The sequence below is a fragment of the Pontibacillus halophilus JSM 076056 = DSM 19796 genome, from assembly GCF_000425205.1.
GTDB lineage: Bacteria > Bacillota > Bacilli > Bacillales > BH030062 > Pontibacillus_A > Pontibacillus_A halophilus.
Genome location: NZ_KE384328.1, coordinates 285,995 through 305,175, shown reverse-complemented (window position 1 = coordinate 305,175; position 19,181 = coordinate 285,995). Strand labels below are relative to the sequence as shown.

The 19,181-nt window shown below is 41.3% G+C and carries 22 protein-coding genes; 4 read left to right on the top strand and 18 right to left on the bottom strand.

The features are described 5' to 3' along the window. A partial coding sequence (locus H513_RS20750; protein ID WP_036803335.1) for a transposase occupies positions 1-138 on the top strand: 138 nt, incomplete at its 5' end. 45 nt (positions 139-183) lie between these two features. Here the strand turns inward: H513_RS20750 and H513_RS21760 are convergent. Together H513_RS21760 and H513_RS0119180 are read right to left on the bottom strand one after the other, a co-directional pair. After that, a complete protein-coding gene (locus tag H513_RS21760; RefSeq protein ID WP_051240169.1) occupies positions 184-786 on the bottom strand; it encodes a DUF4190 domain-containing protein in 603 nt (200 codons plus the stop codon). An 84-nt stretch (positions 787-870) separates the two neighbouring features. Beyond that, positions 871-1,557: a transglycosylase SLT domain-containing protein gene (locus tag H513_RS0119180; protein ID WP_233422730.1), complete on the bottom strand. Its 687-nt coding sequence runs from the start codon at positions 1,555-1,557 to the stop codon at positions 871-873. Positions 1,558-1,783: 226 nt separating this feature from the next. Here H513_RS0119180 and H513_RS0119175 point away from each other — a divergent pair, with 226 nt between their 5' ends. Together H513_RS0119175 and H513_RS0119170 are read left to right on the top strand one after the other, a co-directional pair. After that, positions 1,784-2,056 carry a DUF2624 domain-containing protein gene (locus H513_RS0119175; RefSeq protein ID WP_036769231.1) on the top strand — a complete coding sequence of 91 codons (273 nt, stop codon included), beginning with the start codon at positions 1,784-1,786 and terminating at the stop codon, positions 2,054-2,056. Between the two features lie 103 nt (positions 2,057-2,159). Then, a complete protein-coding gene (locus tag H513_RS0119170; protein ID WP_026802182.1) occupies positions 2,160-3,065 on the top strand; it encodes a deoxyribonuclease IV in 906 nt (301 codons plus the stop codon). 36 nt (positions 3,066-3,101) lie between these two features. On the opposite strand, the gene H513_RS0119165 is transcribed toward H513_RS0119170, so the two are convergent. Further along, entirely contained in the window at positions 3,102-4,421 is a 1,320-nt protein-coding gene (locus H513_RS0119165; RefSeq protein WP_026802181.1) for a DEAD/DEAH box helicase, read from the bottom strand. 180 nt (positions 4,422-4,601) lie between these two features. Here H513_RS0119165 and H513_RS0119160 point away from each other — a divergent pair, with 180 nt between their 5' ends. After that, entirely contained in the window at positions 4,602-5,549 is a 948-nt protein-coding gene (locus tag H513_RS0119160; protein ID WP_026802180.1) for a 4-hydroxy-3-methylbut-2-enyl diphosphate reductase, read from the top strand. Between the two features lie 155 nt (positions 5,550-5,704). Here the strand turns inward: H513_RS0119160 and H513_RS0119155 are convergent, their stop codons facing one another. The 15 genes from H513_RS0119155 to H513_RS0119085 form a co-directional block, all read right to left on the bottom strand. Next, a complete protein-coding gene (locus H513_RS0119155; protein WP_026802179.1) occupies positions 5,705-6,826 on the bottom strand; it encodes a Nif3-like dinuclear metal center hexameric protein in 1,122 nt (373 codons plus the stop codon). After that, the gene (locus H513_RS0119150; protein ID WP_026802178.1) at positions 6,819-7,535 is read right to left on the bottom strand and encodes a tRNA (adenine(22)-N(1))-methyltransferase; all 717 of its coding nucleotides are present in this window, start codon (positions 7,533-7,535) and stop codon (positions 6,819-6,821) included. Before H513_RS0119150 ends, H513_RS0119155 begins: the two co-directional genes overlap by 8 nt. A 66-nt stretch (positions 7,536-7,601) precedes the next feature. Further along, positions 7,602-7,985 carry a cytochrome c550 gene (gene cccA, locus H513_RS0119145; protein WP_026802177.1) on the bottom strand — a complete coding sequence of 128 codons (384 nt, stop codon included), beginning with the start codon at positions 7,983-7,985 and terminating at the stop codon, positions 7,602-7,604. Between the two features lie 101 nt (positions 7,986-8,086). Next, positions 8,087-8,635: a hypothetical protein gene (locus H513_RS0119140; protein ID WP_026802176.1), complete on the bottom strand. Its 549-nt coding sequence runs from the start codon at positions 8,633-8,635 to the stop codon at positions 8,087-8,089. A gap of 76 nt (positions 8,636-8,711) precedes the next feature. After that, the gene (rpoD, locus tag H513_RS0119135) at positions 8,712-9,836 is read right to left on the bottom strand and encodes an RNA polymerase sigma factor RpoD (RefSeq protein WP_026802175.1); all 1,125 of its coding nucleotides are present in this window, start codon (positions 9,834-9,836) and stop codon (positions 8,712-8,714) included. Between the two features lie 54 nt (positions 9,837-9,890). Further along, positions 9,891-11,702, bottom strand: a complete 1,812-nt coding sequence (gene dnaG, locus H513_RS0119130; RefSeq protein WP_026802174.1) for a DNA primase — start codon at positions 11,700-11,702, stop codon at positions 9,891-9,893. Between the two features lie 25 nt (positions 11,703-11,727). Continuing rightward, positions 11,728-12,201 (bottom strand): YaiI/YqxD family protein, encoded by a 474-nt coding sequence (locus tag H513_RS0119125; RefSeq protein ID WP_036769169.1) that lies wholly within the window; start codon positions 12,199-12,201, stop codon positions 11,728-11,730. 236 nt (positions 12,202-12,437) lie between these two features. Continuing rightward, a complete protein-coding gene (locus H513_RS0119120; RefSeq protein WP_026802172.1) occupies positions 12,438-13,241 on the bottom strand; it encodes a pyruvate, water dikinase regulatory protein in 804 nt (267 codons plus the stop codon). A 14-nt stretch (positions 13,242-13,255) separates the two neighbouring features. Then, complete coding sequence (gene ccpN / locus H513_RS0119115) at positions 13,256-13,885, bottom strand: transcriptional regulator CcpN (RefSeq protein WP_026802171.1); 630 nt, start codon at positions 13,883-13,885, stop codon at positions 13,256-13,258. A 257-nt stretch (positions 13,886-14,142) separates the two neighbouring features. After that, on the bottom strand, positions 14,143-14,895 hold the full coding sequence (gene recO, locus H513_RS0119110; RefSeq protein WP_330981667.1) for a DNA repair protein RecO: 753 nt from the start codon (positions 14,893-14,895) through the stop codon (positions 14,143-14,145). A gap of 15 nt (positions 14,896-14,910) precedes the next feature. Further along, on the bottom strand, positions 14,911-15,054 hold the full coding sequence (locus H513_RS21375; protein WP_081658349.1) for a YqzL family protein: 144 nt from the start codon (positions 15,052-15,054) through the stop codon (positions 14,911-14,913). Between the two features lie 97 nt (positions 15,055-15,151). After that, positions 15,152-16,057 carry a GTPase Era gene (gene era / locus H513_RS0119100; protein WP_026802169.1) on the bottom strand — a complete coding sequence of 302 codons (906 nt, stop codon included), beginning with the start codon at positions 16,055-16,057 and terminating at the stop codon, positions 15,152-15,154. Between the two features lie 157 nt (positions 16,058-16,214). Then, positions 16,215-16,586 (bottom strand): diacylglycerol kinase, encoded by a 372-nt coding sequence (locus H513_RS0119095; protein WP_026802168.1) that lies wholly within the window; start codon positions 16,584-16,586, stop codon positions 16,215-16,217. Beyond that, a complete protein-coding gene (gene ybeY / locus H513_RS0119090) occupies positions 16,561-17,028 on the bottom strand; it encodes an rRNA maturation RNase YbeY (RefSeq protein WP_026802167.1) in 468 nt (155 codons plus the stop codon). The genes H513_RS0119095 and ybeY overlap by 26 nt, the downstream gene beginning before the upstream one ends. Beyond that, complete coding sequence (locus tag H513_RS0119085; protein WP_231572064.1) at positions 17,028-19,160, bottom strand: HD family phosphohydrolase; 2,133 nt, start codon at positions 19,158-19,160, stop codon at positions 17,028-17,030. Before H513_RS0119085 ends, ybeY begins: the two co-directional genes overlap by 1 nt. Positions 19,161-19,181: the final 21 nt, after the last annotated feature.

The window sequence follows — 19,181 nt, the reverse complement described above, 5'->3', positions numbered from 1 at the left end:
GGATTCGTAGAAGGGTTGAACAATCAAACGAAGGTTATTAAGCGAGATGCGTTCGGATTCCGAAGGTATGACCGTTTCCGATTGAAGATTCTTCTGCATCATCAATACAAACATACAAAAGACTTTCAAGTTGGTTAAGGGGCAGGAGTTTGCCTCCTACCCCAACAATTGACTTAGAACCTATTAAAACGTAGCGAAGAATAAGGAAAGTACAACCGAAATGGCACCAGCCACAATAGCTGTATTCCCTAACGTTTCTGCACCTCTTCGTCGTGCCATGAATCCCATAATTACCCCAACCGCTCCGAAGATGATTGGAAAGATAAAAAAGGACACAATAGACACAATTACAGCTATCCAGCCAAGTCCAGCATTGGCCTCCGTCGTCATATCCGATTCCCGTTCATCATGTTTGACAGGTTCTCGAACAGAATTCCCGGCTACAGCTGCCTCTTGTGCAAACTCCGTATCTCTACGCTCTCTTTCTACGTGGTCATGAAGAGCAGGCTCTTCCTCCACGTATTTTACAGGCTGACGGTCCGTGATAAGATCGTCATCACCCATTTTCTTCGTGTCCAATGCATGTTCATCCGCAGCCTCTACAACATCTTCACCATGGTAGATACTTGATGCTAACGTTTGATCCGTATTACGGTCCATGCCAAGGTGACCGGCTTTATCTTCTACCGCACCATTGTGTTCAACCTTCTGCTCAATGCGCTCTTCCTCGTCATAACGAGGGGCATCTTCTACATGCTCATGATGCTTCTTTTCTTTAGACCCCATTGTAAAGTCCCTCACTTTCTAAGAAAAGGTGCATACTTAGTGTGTGAAGGACGACATCAATCATTACATGGTAATTTATTATTTTTATGGAGCAGCTGCGAACGCCTGATGTGAATCTGCTTCTGCCTGTATCTCTTCTGCATACCAACTATTCGCATGGCCATTCTCTTCAATATAATTCTCTAGCCCAGTCATCCCTCGATGATAAGCAGTTAAGGCTTTGTCCCAATTGCTGTATCGATTGTGTAAATAATCTAAGTAAACTAACGATAATTGCATGGAATAATAAGGGTCATACAACAAATCCTTCTCATAAGGAAGACCTGCCATATCTGCAATCCAAGGGGCTGTATTGGTCATAAATTGTGCCATACCGTATGCATGTCCATATTTCGTCTCTGGACCGACAAGTTCCGGGTTAAACGTGTTTCCAGTTTCTACACGAAGCAGTTCAAAAATTAAGAAAGGATCAATGCTATACCGTTCTGCTTCTTTAGCAAGATAAAGCGCCCATGACTTTTTAAAGTTTCCGTCGCTTTTCTCTACCATGTAGTTGGCAACTTCTTCATACTCTGTCCAGGTTAAATAACCATTTGCATCTTCACCGGGTATTTCACCAGGCTTCTTTTGTAAATAATCCTTTTCGCTTTCAAGCTGTTCATTCTCCATTTTTAATTGTGTATTCTCAGCTTGAAGCTTTTCTGTTTGGTTCCCATAAATAGAAGTTAGTAAGAAATACGCTCCTGTTATGTAGCCCAAAACAATTATCAAATGTAAATAAGACTTATAATTTTTCATTGTCTCACTCCTTCAACGTGGCAATCTTGTTTTCAAGGATCATGACAAAGGGCACGATGGATATAATAGCGGAACTCCTTTCTGTTTGCAATGTAAATGCAATGTCAATAAAGTGATACTGTCTGCTCACACCTCCATAGACGGACACATATACTGCCCATAACGAACAGCAAAGGGAGGCGATGAGGACGTGAAGAGTATGATCAAACAAATGGTGAAACAACGACTTAAAAAAATTACTGCAAACGAATTGATTCAATACAGCAAAGAGTATGAAGTCCCACTTACAAAGACTCAGGCAGACGCTATAGTTAAATACCTCAAATCAACAGATTTAAACCCCTTAGACGAAAAAGATCGTATGAAAGCGTTAAAAAAGCTTGCACAAATTACGGACCCAAAGACTGCACAACAGGTAAATAAGATTTTTAATGCAATTGTGAAAGAACATGGGCTCGAACATTTACTCTAACCTTAGGAAGAAGCGAACCTAATTTGACCAACGCCTCAATTTTATATAGTATTAGATAGTAATTGATAATAATTATAAAGTAATGCAAGGAGATGACAGACCCATGCTCAAATTAGGTTCCCATGTTTCAATGAGCGGTAAAAAAATGCTACTTGGCGCAAGCGAAGAAGCCGTTTCTTACGGTTCTAATACATTTATGATCTATACAGGCGCTCCACAAAACACACGCAGAAAACCCATTGAAGACTTAAATATAGAGAACGGCCTTGCTCACATGAAAGAGCATGGCATTGATGAGGTTGTCGTTCACTCTGCTTACATCATTAATATTGCGAACACCATTAAACCTCATGTGTACGAGCTAGGTACTGAGTTTCTTGCGAATGAAATCGAGCGTGTAGAAGCCTTACAGCTCGCGAACCAAATTGTCCTCCATCCGGGATCACACGTAGGCGAAGGAGCCGACGTAGGAATTTCAAAGATTATTGAAGGTCTAAACGAAGTCTTCGCACAGAAAGAAACAACACACACTAAAATTGCCTTAGAAACGATGGCTGGCAAAGGAAGCGAGATTGGACGCAATTTCGAAGAGCTCGCACAAATTATTGAAGGCGTTGAACACAACGAACGATTGTCTGTATGCTTTGATACGTGCCACACCCACGATGCCGGGTATGATATCGTGAATGACTTTGACGGAGTGTTAGAGGAGTTTGACCGAATCATCGGATTAGATCGCTTACAGGTCTTGCATATTAATGACAGCAAAAACGAACGCGGCGCAGGTAAAGACCGCCATGAGAATATTGGGTATGGCCACATTGGGTTTGATGCACTCAACTATATCGTCCACCACCCTAAACTGGCTCATGTTCCCAAAATTTTAGAAACTCCTTATGTAGGAAACGACAAGAAGAATAAAAAGCCACCTTACCAATACGAGATTGAATCCTTACGAAAAGGTGATTTTACAGATTGGAAAACTGAGCTGCTACAATCTATGGAATAAAAACAAATCCCATTGCCTTTGGCAATGGGATTTGTTTTATTTACGCTTCTGATTGTTGCGTTTCTTAATTTGTTTCTTCATTTGAGAAACTTCTTTTTTCATTTTCTTTTTATAGCCTGGCTTTACCTTTTTAGGTTTTCTTACGCGCTGCCAAGCTTCCTTATCCTCAGTGTTCTCCTCACGCTTACGGTTACTACGCTGATGACGCTCACGAATTTCTTTCCACTCGCCGCCTTTCACATCATAGTTCGTAAATTTAATGCCGCGTTTCTCAAGCTTTTCTACTAGAGGTTCATCTTCTTCTGAATACAAGTTAATTGCTGTACCCTCTAAGCCCGCACGAGCCGTACGACCGACACGGTGGATGTAGAACTCCTCCTCTTTCGGAAGATCAGCATTAATGACGTGACTGACCCCTTCAATATCAATGCCACGTGCTGCTAAGTCTGTTGCAACAATGTATTGATAGCGAAGGTTTTTAATTTCTTTAACGACACGCTTACGTTCACGCGGTGATAATCCACCGTGTAAAATGCCTACGTCTAGACCCTTTTCAGTTAACTCGTTCGCTAATTCATTTGCACGCTCTTTCTTGTTAGCAAAGATAATAGCCAAATATGGCTGAATAAGCTTAGAAACTCGGATAATCATATCGCTTTTATCCCGGTGTCGTAATGGGATTAAGCGGTGTTCCATTGATTCAGGAGCAGGTCTTCCTTCTTCTCCTTTGATATGCGTAGGATTTTCCAAGTATTTCTTCAAGAATGGCTGTAGACGTTCTGGGATGGTCGCTGAGAATACGAGTAGCTGAATATCTCGCTCCATGCGTAGTAACGTTTGGTCCACTTCTTCAATAAACCCTAGGTCTAGCATCGTATCAGCTTCATCTAGCACAAATGAATGAGCCGTATGCACATTGAGCGCTTCTTCTTTAACAAGGTCTAATATACGTCCAGGTGTACCTACAACAATTTGAGGTTGCTGAGTTAGCTTTTCAATGGTTTTTTGTTTATCTGTTCCACCCACAAACAGCTTGGCAGTCCAGACGCCTTCTTTGTCAGCATAGTTAATAATCTTACGAACCTCGTCGTAAATTTGCGTTGCTAATTCACGAGTTGGCGCTGTAATAACTGTCTGTACTTCTTTCTTTGTTTCATCTAATTTATTAATCAACGGAAGCAAGAAAGCATGGGTTTTCCCTGAACCAGTATGGGATTGTCCAATAATGCTTTCTCCGCGTAAAGCAGCGGGAATGACTTTCTGTTGGATGGAAGTAGGTTTGTCGAACCTCAATTCCTTTGTAATATCATGAATCATTGGCTTAAGTGCAAATGATTGAAATGTGATATCTTTCATGCATAAACTCCTTTAAATTGACTTCATCTCTTCCTATTATAGTAAAGTATTTGACAAACTTCCACATTAACTCGCAATAGAGGTAAGACTTCTTTTGTAATCTCGAGCATTTCCCTTTATAATAGGGCTAGAAATGATAAGAGCTTTACTCTTGTTATGTAAGCGAGAGGGGGAACAGAAATGGAAGTCATTAAGATTGCTCCTAGAGGGTATTGCTATGGAGTGGTTGATGCGATGGTCATCGCCCGCAATGCCGCTAAGGATCCAAATTTACCTCGCCCATTATACATCCTTGGGATGATTGTTCATAATAAACACGTTACAGAAGCCTTTGAAACTGAAGGTGTGGTCACACTTGATGGGAAGAACCGTTTAGACCTTCTTGAAGATATACATGAAGGAACGGTCATCTTTACCGCTCATGGTGTTTCACCTGAGGTACGTGAGCGTGCAGAAGCGAAAGGACTCACTGTACTTGATGCAACATGTCCAGACGTAACAAGAACGCACGACTTAATTCGCGAACAGGTTGCTAACGGTTATGAGATTGTGTATATTGGCAAGCCTGGTCACCCAGAACCAGAAGGTGCTCTTGGTGTTGCGCCTGGTCACGTACATTTAATTCAACACGAAGAAGATGTAGAGAACCTTGAAATTGACAGCGACAAGATTCTTGTTACGAACCAAACAACCATGAGCCAATGGGATGTTTATGATGTTATGCTCCGTGTTCAAGAGAAATATCCTCAGACAGAGATTCACCAAGAAATCTGTATGGCTACTCAGGTAAGACAAGAAGCCGTTTCTGAACAAGCTGGGGAAGCGGACTTAACATTAGTCGTTGGAGACCCAAGAAGTAACAACTCCAACCGTTTAGCACAGGTTTCTATTGAGAAGGCTGGCACACAAGCTTATCGCGTCTCTGATCTTTCTGAGGTTAAGTTAGAATGGCTTGAAGGTGTGCAGAAAGTTGCCGTTACAGCTGGTGCATCTACACCTACACCGATTGTGAAAGAAGTCATTAAGTTTATTGAGGGGTATAACCCAGACGAAGAGAAAGACTGGGACCTATCTTCAAAAGTTGAACAAAGAAAAATCCTTCCTAAAGTCAAAACGAAAAAATCATAAAAGAAATTCGAAAAAAGCTTGTAGAAAAGCCATGTTTTTTCTACAAGCTTTTTCTATTCTCTTTTTATAGTCATTCTCTCCAACGATATCGTTCATCTAAAAAGAAAAGACTGTCGAGATTATCTTCTCAACAGTCTAACGGACGAAACTATCCTCTATAAAAATTGAAATGGTTCTGTATGCGCATTTGACTCAATGACTTCTGTAGTAATCGAGTGCTTGTCAAACGTGCGTTTAAGGTATTCACTTACTACTTCTTTCATAACCTTCTCTACATGATGACCAGGGTCAATAACATTTAATCCCATGCCAAGAGCATCATGTGCCACATGAAAGTAAAGGTCTCCCGTAATGAAAACATCCGCGCCTTTCTTCTTTGCAACAGAAATATATTTATTGCCATCTCCACCGAGCACAGCAACCTTCTTCACGACTTTTTCCATGTCTCCTACCGCCCTTAGTGCAGGAACTTGGAAACTAGTCTTTACATGCTCCGCAAACTCTTTAAGGGTCATAGGTTCTTCTAATGTCGCAAGGCGTCCAATTCCATAACTCGGTCCTTCATTTTCTAGTTTATACAGATCATAGGCCACTTCTTCATAAGGATGGGCATCTTTCATGGCTTCCATTACGGAATGTGAAGTGCTCTCTGTGACGATTGTTTCAATCTTCACCTCTTCTACATACTCAATCTCACCATGTGAACCTAAATAAGGAGTTGAGCCCTCTAGAGGTTTAAAGGAGCCTGTACCAGCCGTTTGGAACATACAATGACTATATTCACCTATATGCCCTGCTCCAGCATTCCCTAGAGCCTCTCTTACGGTATCTTCGTGGGTCTTTGGAACATATACAGCTAGTTTGTATAACGTTTCCTTCCCAGTCTCAACTAGTACAGAATCAGGTTTTAAACCAAGCGCCATTGTCATCGCATCATTGACGCCACCTTCTGCAACGTCGAGATTTGTATGAGCCGCATAGACGGCAATATCGTGCGCAAGAAGCTTCTGCACAATCCGCCCTTTTTCTTGGTCCGGACTGACCTGTTTTAAAGGTTTAAATAATAGAGGGTGGTGAGCAATAATTAAATCTACGTTTTGCTCAATGGCTTCGTCAACGACATTTTCTAGTACATCGAGCGTTACCATTACTTTGTTCACTTTCTTATTAAGGGTTCCTACATGCAATCCAATTGGGTCGCCATCCATTGCTAGATGCTTAGGGGCAAACTGTTCGAACCACTTAATAATTTGTTGACCTGTTGCTACTTTACCCATTGTGCATAACCTCCTCAATCCACTTTATTCTCTCGTTAAATTGTAAGATTTTATACTCATCTGGTTGTTGAGCTTGTTTCATTTGCCCAACTACTCGATTGAGCTTGCCCTTTTCTAATTGCCACTTCTTCAAGAAAGCAGGTTGACGTTTCTTCAATAAATAAGGTCCAAACCATAGCTCTTTTTCTTGTTCTTGTTCTTGTTCTGAGTAAGCAGCGAATGGGTTGCCAGGTTCCGCCACAAGCACCTCGTAAATTCTACCGTCTTCTTCGAGAATGGTTTCGTCTATAAGCGCATACCCTTCTTTTCTGAACCATCGACGGACATCTTCTGCATCCACGTTCGGTTGTGTAATAATCCGTTTCACCCCAGCTAAAGAAGACTTCCCGTTCTCTAAGATACTGGAGATTAACGTCCCTCCCATGCCTGCAATGGTAATGTGAGTTGCTTCATTTGGATCTAGTACTTGCAACCCATCTCCCTTACGTACTTGGATGCGAGCAGTAAGCTCTTGGCGTTCTACTTCACCCTTAGCAGCTTCGTAAGGGCCTTGGTTTACTTCACCAGCTATAGCCGTGGCCGTTTCGTCCTGTAAACAAATGTAGCACGGGAGGTACGCGTGATCAGAGCCAATGTCTGCGATTACGCCACCCTGTTCCACATAGGATGCAACGGTCTTTAATCGTTTGGATAGTTGTAGACTGTTCATGTTTTACCACCTAAGCTTCAAAAAGAAAAGCCTTCTGAAAAGACAGAAAGCTTTTGCAATCGTATTTTATTTTTTCTCTGCTAACCATTCAGCAACGGTCTGGGTCTGAGATTCATCTAGGTTCTGAGGAGGCATTTGCCCCTTACCATTCGTAATGATATTCGCAATTTCGTCAGCAGAATAACTTCCACCAACTTGTTGCAATGCCGGTCCAAATCCACCGCTTAAATCTCCACCATGACAACTGGCACAGTTGTTCTGATAAATAGCCTCAGGGTCGCCAGCTGTTTCTCCGCCGCCTTCACCATTACCTTCCGTCTGCTCTTGCTTTGCTTCTCCCTCTTCACCAGCTTGTTCAGCTTGGTTTAACCCCACGAAAGACATAACAATCATGACGGTAATACCTAATACTCCAATGAGAGCGTAAGGCAATACTGGATTTCGCTTCATGTCTCTTCCTCCTTATGTATCCCCAAATTTGTCATAACAACGGACAAACTATGTTTATTTTACTTTATATCCACCTTTTAGAAAAGGGTTACATATGAGAATTACAAAAAGTAATACACAAGCCAAGCCAACAACGTTGCAATGCCAAGCCCTAACACATATGTATATTTACTAAAATACCCAAAAAGTATCCATAGCAAACAGTTTAAGGCAATTGCACTATGTATGATTGCAATCGAAGCACCCATTTCATTCAATACAGTCATCATACCAAGGAAGAGCAAAAGGAAGAATACAAGTAATACGACATGGGTTAGGATTGAATTCTGCCTAGAAGAAAAGAAATAATCCCCCACTAATAATAGAAGTAAAAAGGTCACCAAACCAGTTTGCAATAGGATGGATATTTCAGTAAAATAAATGACAAGAAATGAAACCGGAATCATCATGAGTAACAAGGCTGCATGTATACCAAATAAGACTTTTTCTTTGTTTATAGTGCGGGTTGACTCTTGAATAAAATCTTCTGTATCCTCTTCACCTTGATAGTAAAGAGCTAACAGAAAGTCACAATACTCTTTAGGAAGCAAATGATTGTCTTTCCAATAAGTGACTTCTTCTATTACGATTCGCTTACGGTTCTCATCCAAGTTGTCACTTCCTTAAAAGATAATATAAAAAAAGCACAGAAAAGGGGCGAATCGCCCCACAACTGCGCACATTAACTTACTCAAGGAAATCCTTTAATCGCTTGCTACGGCTTGGGTGACGAAGCTTACGCAATGCTTTTGCTTCAATCTGACGAATACGCTCACGCGTCACACCAAATACTTTACCAACTTCTTCGAGTGTACGTGTACGACCATCATCAAGACCGAAACGTAAACGAAGTACGTTTTCCTCACGGTCAGTTAGGGTGTCAAGTACATCTTCAAGTTGTTCTTTAAGTAGCTCATATGCCGCATGGTCAGAAGGAGATGTTGCTTCTTGGTCTTCAATGAAATCACCAAGATGAGAATCGTCCTCTTCACCGATTGGCGTTTCAAGAGATACCGGCTCCTGAGCAATCTTCAAGATTTCACGAACCTTATCAGGAGTTAGATCCATATCCTCCGCAATTTCCTCTGGAGATGGCTCACGACCTAGATCCTGTAAGAGTTGACGTTGAACTCGGATTAATTTGTTGATTGTTTCTACCATGTGTACTGGAATTCGAATCGTACGAGCCTGGTCTGCAATAGCACGTGTAATCGCTTGACGAATCCACCAAGTCGCATACGTACTAAATTTATACCCTTTACGGTAATCAAACTTCTCAACGGCCTTAATAAGACCCATGTTTCCTTCTTGAATTAAGTCAAGGAAGAGCATTCCACGTCCAACATAGCGTTTAGCAATACTTACAACTAGTCGTAAGTTTGCTTCTGCTAATTTACGCTTTGCTTCTTCGTCGCCCTCTTCAATACGTTGAGCGAGACTAATCTCCATGTTAGCTGAAAGAAGGTCAACTCGACCAATTTCCTTCAAGTACATGCGTACTGGGTCATTAATTTTAACGCCAGGCGGGACGCTCAGGTCGTTTAAGTCGAATTCTTCTTCTTTGTTAAGCTGCTTCGTAGACGGATCTTCTTCTTGGTCACCAATTACTTCAATTCCTTGATCGTTAAGGTGCTCATAGAATTCGTCCATCGTATCGGAGTCTAATTCAAACTGAGAAAGGCGCTCTGCAACTTCTTCATACGCCAAGATACCGCGCTTTTTCCCAAGTTGTACGATTTGTTCCTTCGCTTGTTCCAGGGTTAGCTCATTCTCTGTAGTAGATTGCTGTGAGTTAGATGGCTTTTGTGCCATGAGTCCCCCTCCTTCCAGACTTCTGTTTCTTTCTTATATAGCAAACATTTAAAATCAATGTTTTAAGCTCTGTTTCAATTGAACAATTTGCATGGCAATTTGTGCTGCCTTGATAGGGTCATTTTGGCGCTCCGCTTCTTTTTGCTCTGCTTCAAGTACAGAAATTTCTTCTTTCTCGCTTCGTTTCGCTTGAATTCGTAACATGTAATCCTGAATCTCCTTAGATGTAATGTCAGGAGAAAGATTAAGCATGATAATTTCAGAAACAAGTCCTTGAAGCTCTTCTGGGAGCTGTTCCATAAACTGAACCGGATTTGGAGCATGACCTTCCTCGTAGAATGCATACAAGTAAGTGACAATCACTTGGTGTTCACTCATATTAAAAGCTCCACCTATTTCATCCTGTACTTGTTCAGCGATTCTAGCCTCTTGAAGCATATAATAAATCAGGTGTCGTTCCGCGTTGTGGAAAGCAGGTAACAACTTCTTATTTCTGGAATAGGAATTTTTCTCATAGTTAGTATGTCTATTCCCTTCCTGATTATCCTTATACCCTCGTTTTTTCAATCGTTGAGCTAATTCGCGGTCTAAAATCTCTTTAGATAAGTCATATTCCGTCGCCAGTTCTTTTACGTAATGGTCTCGTTCAATGGGCTTGTCTAAAGTAGAGATTTCATCCAATACTTGTTCAATGTATTGAATACGATCCCCTTCATTAGCTAGATTGTATCCACGTTTCAAGTAGGTCATCATAAAGGTCATATAGGTTGAACTTTGATCATTTACAACTTGTCTGAACCGTTCTCCACCATATTCCTTAATGTAGTCATCCGGGTCCATGCCATAGTTCAATTGGGCCACACGTACTTCACATCCGACCTGCTTTAGGATCTTCGCCGCTTTTTTCGCGGCCTCTATCCCAGCATTGTCTGAGTCATAGCTAATGATGACCCTGTCTACATACCTACGCAACAACTTTGCTTGCGTTTCAGTTAGGGAGGTTCCTAATGAAGCAACTCCATTCTTGACACCTACTTGATAAGCAGCAAGAACATCGACATAGCCTTCAAAAAGGATGGCTTCTCCTGTTTTTCTGATTTCTGGTCTTGCCAAATCAAAATTATACAGCAGACGTCCTTTGTGGAAGAGTTCTGTTTCTGGACTGTTTAGATATTTGGGGTCACCATTACCTACAGTTCTTCCTCCAAACGCAACCGTTTTACCTTGATGGTTACGAATTGGAAAGATCACCCTTCCACGGAACCTGTCGGAGTACTCGCTCGAATCATTTACGGACAGAAGTCCGCCTTTCACCATTGTTTGCGGGTGAAAGCCTTTCTTCTCAAGAAACTTCTTTGTGAAGTCTTTAGAATTAGGAGCAAATCCGAGCTGAAAGGTATCAATGATTTCTTCCGTGAACCCACGCTCTTTCAAGTAATGGAGACCTTCCTTACCTTCTTTTGTATATCGAAGTAAGTGATGGTACAATTTAGTTAACCATTCATGAGCGTTAAGTAAGTTATTTGCTTCTTGATTTTGTTGAGTGTTCTCTTGCTGCTGTTGGGCTTCATTCGGGATTTCGTGCCCACTTTTGGTAGCGAGAAGTTGAACGGCCTCTCTAAACGATACCCCTTCAATCTCCCTAATAAAAGTGAGAACGTTTCCCCCTTTGCCACATCCAAAGCAATGAAAGATTTGTTTGTCAGGTGACACAGAGAACGATGGCGTTTTCTCCCCGTGAAATGGGCACAAACCAAAGTAGTTTCTGCTTTTCTGTTTTAATTGAACATATTCACCGATAACGTCAACAATATCGTTGCTATTGCGAACCTCTTCGATAATATGGTCTGGAATACGGTCTGACATAGAATCACCATGTTTACTGTTTATTCTAGAAAGGACGAGAAATCCCTTCATGATTCGACAAAATTTCTTCAAATGTAGAGATAAATGTGGTTCGGTCTTGCTCTGTAAACTTTCGAGGTCCTTTGACGCGAATCTGCTTCTTCGCTAGTTGCATACGTTCATGCCTACGGAAAAGGAGTTCTTCTGCATTGCCCTCGCTGATTACCATTCCTCTTGGGGTCAATACGTAAACACCTTTGCCTGTCAATAAAGAGCCAAGAGCATGATCTTGGGTAATTACAATATCCTTTCGTTTCGAACGGTTCAAGATAAAGTAATCCACTTCTTCCCCACGATTGTCAACTAGATGCCACGTCCCGCGTTTTTCTCCAGAGGGTGCATGAGCATAAGCTGTGACGAAGTGAGGCATGACGTCATACTTGTCGCATAAATCCACAATTTCTTCTTTCACAGGACAACTATCTGCATCTACATAAACATTCGGGTTCAATTCAATCATAATGAACTATTCTACATCCCATGTGGGAATCCTTCCTATTGAACTAAGTTTAAACATTCTGAAAGTTTCCTTGTATGCTTCATCCTGTTCAAAACTCAGGCTATAATTGACCAACCTAAAAACATTTTTACACAAATTACAATTATAATACAGGTATATGTGAAATGCTATAAGTTTTTTCATTAAATTATTGGAAATTCAGCTAAAATGGAGATAACACAGGCTTTATACCTGTGTTATTTTTTATTTATTGTATGAAGTATCGTGTTTGCGGTTTCTTCTACTGCTTTATTGGAGACATCAATTACTTGGCAATTTATCCGGTCCACAACATTTTGGAAATGGTCTAGTTCTTGTTTAATCCGTTCCATATTCGCATAAGTCGCCTGATCATCTAATCCTAGTGCCTTTAAGCGCTCTTTCCTTATATCATTCAACTTCTGAGGACTAATGCTTAGTGCGATACATTTAGTTGGGTCTACTCGGAATAACTCCTCAGGTGGCTCAACTTCTGGAACAATTGGAACATTCGCTACCTTAAGACGCTTATGTGCTAGATACTGAGACAAAGGAGTTTTCGAGGTTCTTGAAACACCGATAAGGATAATGTCTGCTTTCAAGATACCTCGAGGGTCACGCCCATCGTCGTACTTGACAGCAAATTCAATGGCTTCTACCCGCTTGAAATAATCTTCATCTAATTTATGAACCAATCCTGGTTCAAGACGAGGTTTCTTATCGTACAAGTCCTCCATCTTCGTAATCATTGGACCAATAATATCGACCGCTGTCACATCATGTTTCTTCGCAAGTTCATTTAAGTACTGTCTAAATTCAGGAACAACGAGCGTATATCCGATTAACGCATCGTGTTCTTTCGCTTGAATGACGGCGTCGTGAATCGTTTCTTTATCTTCAACATAAGGGATTCTTTGGATTTCAAAGTTATCGTAATTGAATTGGCTTAATGACGCTTTTACAACCAGCTCGGCTGTTTCTCCTACTGAGTCTGATACTATATAGACAATAGGCTTACTCATCCTTCATCCTCCCTTTAAATTCTTTCATCTCTGCCCATCTCTACGAGGGCTTTCGTTACATTTGTTTTTGTTAGTCTACCAACGACTTCATACCCATCTTCCGTTTCTTTCACGACAGGCAGTCCATCTATCTGTTTCTCAATGAGTTTCTGTGAAGCTTCTATAAGCAGGTCTTCTTTGAAGCATAATGTTACATTCGGCATTCTTGTCATAATGATATGCACAGGGATTGTACGAAGATCCTGGTTCCCGATACTTGCTCGTAGCAAGTCTTTACGAGAAAGAACCCCGATTAAATGTGAATATTCATTAACGACAAATAGTGTGCCCACATCTTCCAAGAACATTGTACAAATCGCATCATATACAGATACGTTCTCGTGGACAACCACCGGTATGGATTGAAACTCCTGAACGGTTAACTTTCTTAATCGTTCCGTTAGAAGCTCTGACCCTGTCTTTCCTGTATAGAAATAGCCTACACGAGGTCGTGCATCCAAGTAGCCAGCCATCGTTAAAATGGCAAGATCCGGACGGAGCGTAGCGCGAGTCAGACTTAACTGTTCAGCAATATTCTCACCGGTAATCGGACCATTTTCTTTCACAATCTCAATGATTTGTTGTTGGCGTTTGGTTAAATCCATCTTGATTTCCACCCCACCAGTTCAGGTAATAATCATACTTTATTCATTATATCGGACTTTCTATGGCGTTAAAAGAATTGTTTCTTACATCCACATCGTTGTTACATCAACAGAAAAAAACTCCCGTCTCTATGTAACCTCATAGGGACGAGAGCTGAAACGAGCCCAAATTGTCTCGCATGCGCTCGTGTATTTTGTATAGGAGTAAATAGTATAATACGAAATATAGAAGAAGGTTGTCAAGCTATCTGTTCAGCCTACCGAAGCATGTCCAGTTGTTTAAGGAATTTCTTTGATTTCAAGAAATACCCACCATAGCGTTCATAATATTGCTCTGACATGCCCATAAGCTTCTTCTTATTCTCCTCTTTAACTGAGATGTTCCCAACTCGCTTAACATCTACCTCCAGGCAAATGGTTAGAAGCTTATGCAGGTTTGGCGTTAAATGGAACGCTTGATGGTCGAGATAGCGACATCGATTGCATAAGACGCCTCCTTCCATAACGGAGAACGCTATGATCTCTTCTTGTCGCCCACAATTCACACACGCTCTCGTCTGGGGAGCGAACCCACCCTGCTTGTACATTTTCATTTCATACATAAGCATTAAGACATCTGGGTCTTTATCTTCAACAATCCACAAGAAAGTCTGCAGGAGCTGCTCAAAAAGAAACGGAGCCGGTGTATTTGGTTCAATAAGCTTGTCGGTCAATTCTGTTAAGTAAGCAGCATACGCCGTCTTACTAATATCTTCTCGAATCGCCCTCATTGAATCCAAGAACTCAGCTTGCTGCACATTCCCCATACTTGAGCCGATATAAACTAAAAACTGTGCATAAACAAATGGCTGCGTTGTCGCAGCCATTCGGCTTTTTGGTTTTTTAGCCCCTCTGGCCATTACTGTAATTTTCCCCTTTTCTCGGGTGAAAATCGTGACAATCTTATTCGTTTCTCCGTAGTCACGAGTGCGAATGACAATTCCCTCTACCTTCTCTAACAATCCATTCACCTTTTCTGAACAACATTACAATTGATGATCTAGCTCCCTTACCGAGCCAGTACCTGATTCCTCTGCATGATTTTCTCTCACCGATTCCATTTCTTTTAACAACAAGTAGGTTTCAATGTTTCCTGTTTGACTAAAAACCTTCCATGTAAAGTCGAGCACAAGAAAACTCCACCTTTCTTAATTAGTATTGTAAAGAAACTTCTCATCATTTAGATTTTCCGTAAGGGGCTGTTTGCATGTTATTTAATATTTACCATTAATACTCATCGCTACGGTAGCCATACTCCTGAAGCTGGTTGGCACGGTTTCTCCAATCCTTCTGTACCTTCACCCATAGTTCAAGATAAACTTTAGAGCCAAGTAGAGATTCAATGTCTTTACGGGCACGTTGTCCAATCTCTTTAAGCATGCCACCTTGCTTACCAATGATAATCCCTTTCTGACTCGAACGCTCGACAATGATCGTAGCTTGGACATAGACTGTATTGTTCTGTTCCCGCTCCTCAATGTTGTCAATAACCACTGCGATAGAGTGGGGAACCTCTTCACGAGTCAGTTGCAACGCCTTCTCACGAACCATTTCACTAATAACGAAACGCTCAGGGTGGTCCGTAATGTGGTCTTCTGGGTAGTACTGCGGACCTTCTTCCATGCGGTCTGTCATAAGTTGAACAAGATGGTCTACGTTGTTTCCTTCTAGTGCAGAAATAGGAACAATCTCTGCAAAGTCGTAGCGCTCACGATACTCATCAATTAACGGAAGTAATTCATCTGGATGTACTTCGTCAATCTTATTTACAATTAAAAAGACAGGTTGGTTTACCTTCTGGAGCATGTTGATAATATACTCATCACCACGACCAAAGCCTTCTTTCGCATTGACCATAAACATTACTAAATCTACTTCATTTAAGCTTTGTTCAGCCACTTTAACCATGAAGTCTCCTAGTTTGTGTTTCGGTTTATGAATACCTGGCGTATCTAAGAAAACCAATTGTGCATCCTCTGTTGTGTAGACGCCCTGAATTTTGTTTCGAGTTGTTTGAGCTTTATCACTCATAATTGCAATCTTCTGGCCAATTACTCGGTTCATAAACGTGGATTTTCCTACGTTTGGACGTCCGATGATGGATATGAATCCTGATTTAAATGCTTCTGTCATGTTGCTGCCTCCAAAATTTATTCCATTGTTGTTTCTTCTTTTTTTTCTATTTTACTACATTTACGAGGTTATTTCATGCAATCGACAAAAGCTGTTGTAAAAAGAAGCTCTTGCCTATATTTCGCACATGCTAACGCAAAAAAAGTCCATAGGTTGTCTATGGACTTAATTCTGGTATGAATACGATACATCCAATAATGACTGCTACAATCGCCGCTACCAACACAGCTCCTGCAGCGATATCCTTTATTTCTCCTACAAGCGGATGCTTGCTAGGGGATAAATGATCCATAATTCGTTCAATGGCTGAGTTCACCATCTCAAGAGTGAGAACATTCGACACCGTCAACAACAAGATACACCACTTCCAAGCACTGATCTGTAGAATAAAGCCTAGTAGAAGGACAATCACTGTGGCGACTAAATGTAGACGAAAGTTCCGCTCATTTCGTACAACTGCTTGCACGCCTGCCCAAGCGTATGAGAAACCAATCCATTTTCGCTTAGTTTCGTTCGAGTCCAAAGGCATTCAAGATATCCTCTTGTCTTTGGAACATAGTCTTCTCATCCGCCTCATTCATATGGTCATAGCCAAGTAAGTGTAGCAGACCATGTAGCGCTAAGAAGCTGAGCTCTCGTTCTAACGAATGGTCATATTCTTCTGCTTGAGCTTTGGCAGTGTCAACAGAAATCACAACATCACCCAGTACAAGCGGGATTTCAGCACCGATAATCTTCATTTCGCCAATCCCTTCTTCTTGCATGGCAAACGAAATAACATCCGTCGGTTTATCTTTCTGGCGATAGTTTCGATTCAACTCTTGGATTTCTTTATCATCTACAAAAGAAACAGACATTTCAGCTTCTTCAGAGATAGATTCTTGCTTCCCTGCAAAGGATAGCACGCGTTGAATAAGGTCGATATAATCTTCTTCTACTGAATTTGTATGGTCGTGAAAATCAATTTGCATCAGTTAGCCTCCTTAACAGCTTCTTGCTTTTTCGGGTATTGAATTCTTGAATGAAAGATGCCCTGTAATGTCTGACAGATGGTCTTCTTCACAAGGTCAACGTCTTTTAATGTTAATGGACTATCGTTTAATTGTCCATCAGTGAGGCGATCTTGTATGATGGATTGCACTAACTCTTCAATATCACTTGGTGATGGGTGATTCATGGAGCGGACCGCTGCTTCAACTGAATCACAAATGCAGATGACTGCAGCTTCCTTTGTTTTCGGCTTCGGACCAGGATATCGAAACTGACTATGTTCTACTTCCGGGTCTTCTTCACGCGCCTTGTGATAGAAATACGCAAGCATGCCAGTACCATGATGGGATTCAGCAATATGAACAATCTCTCTCGGCATCTTCCTTTCCCTCAGCATGTCCGCACCGTCATAGGGGTGGCGAATAATGATTCTAGCACTTTCATATGGATCCATTTTATTATGTGGGTTTTCAATACCCACCTGATTCTCTATAAAGAAATGTGGGTGGACGGTCTTTCCTAAGTCATGGTAATAAGCCGCAACCCTAGCCAACAAGCCATTTGCACCAATAGCTTCACAAGCTGCTTCACTTAAATTAGCAACCATCACAGAATGGTGGTAGGTGCCTGGTGTTTCAGTTAACAGCTTCTTCAGCAATGGGTGTGTAGGGCTTGAAAGCGTAAGCAGTTTGCTGTCTGTCAACACTCCAAGTCCCGCTTCAAAGAAAGGCAACAAGCCAAAGGTGAGTACCGAAGACAGTAAAGCAGCTAATAATCCGTAAGAAACATTAATGGCTGCATTCGCAAACGTAATAGGCTCATAAGAGAATAAGTAGAACATCAATATGGCAATCACATTCACCACAGCAATACCAAGCCCTGACTTGACAATAGACATGCGGTCTTTCAAATTCATCAGAAAGACTATACCCGACAACTGTGAGAACAAGAGATAAATCCCCGCCTCCACATTCAATGTACCCGGTAGCTGACCATTGAAGAAAACGGTACCAAATACGGCGTATACAACACTTGCAACGATTGCTGTACGCTCATTCGTCAAGAGCTTTAATAACATCGCACCTGCTGCGATTGGTGCTGCAAAATAGAGTTTATCAACAGGTGATGTTTGCAAGATACTTCCTACTTTCATAAAGAGGAACATCACAAGTGAAATAATGAAAATTGAAGCTATAACCCCTTGGTAAGAAGGTTGTTGTCGTAAATAGACCACAATTTCGTAAAACAGAATCCCCATGCTTAATACAATGAGTAAAGTTAGCCCTAAATAGGGAAGATTGTTGCTCTTATTATCTAACAGACCAACTAATTGTAGTTTGTCATAAACATCATTCGTAATACGTTCTCCTTCAAAGACGAGTACTTGCCCTTGTTGGATCATAGCTGGTTCAACTTCATTTACAGCCTTTGTTCTCGCTTCAGCCGTTCTGTCGAGGTCTAGAAACATATTCTCTGTTACAGCAAAGTCCACTAACCTTGGGATTGCCTCTTTCAACGAAGATGAGAAACGATAGTTGTCTAATTCATTCTTGAGCTCTTTCTTTGCCTCAGGAACATCTACACCTTTAATTCCTTCCCCCATTACATCAGATAACCCATTTCTAAGTACGTCTTCAGCAATCTTTAAGTCTTCTGAGTTCGTTGTTAATAGTTGCTCAAACAACGAAACGTCAATCTGATTCGTAATTTCCTTAGAGAGCTGCTCATTTAACGCCTCTCGAGCTTTATTTCCCTCTTCATCTTCAACCGAATCAGCTTGTTCTTCCTGGACGGTTGTAACGGCTTGGAATATCTCTTCTATGTAATCAATTCGCTCGAGCGTAATCTCTCTTGAAACCGTGTATATGTCTTGCACAGATTGACTCGCTTGACTTCGCTTTTGATTGGTTTCTTCTGTGTCCTCTACTGTGATAGGTGATAGAATCGTTTCCTTCGCCAACTCATACTTCTCTACATCGTAAGACTGCGTGGATACGTTCGTAAACGATAACAGGAACAATAACCCGCCTAATAACACAATTGCTACGGATACCGTAATCCAATGATTGACATGCGTTACCAGATGCTTGATTTTCTGCCACCACTTCGCCACCATTTATTCACCTCATACCCC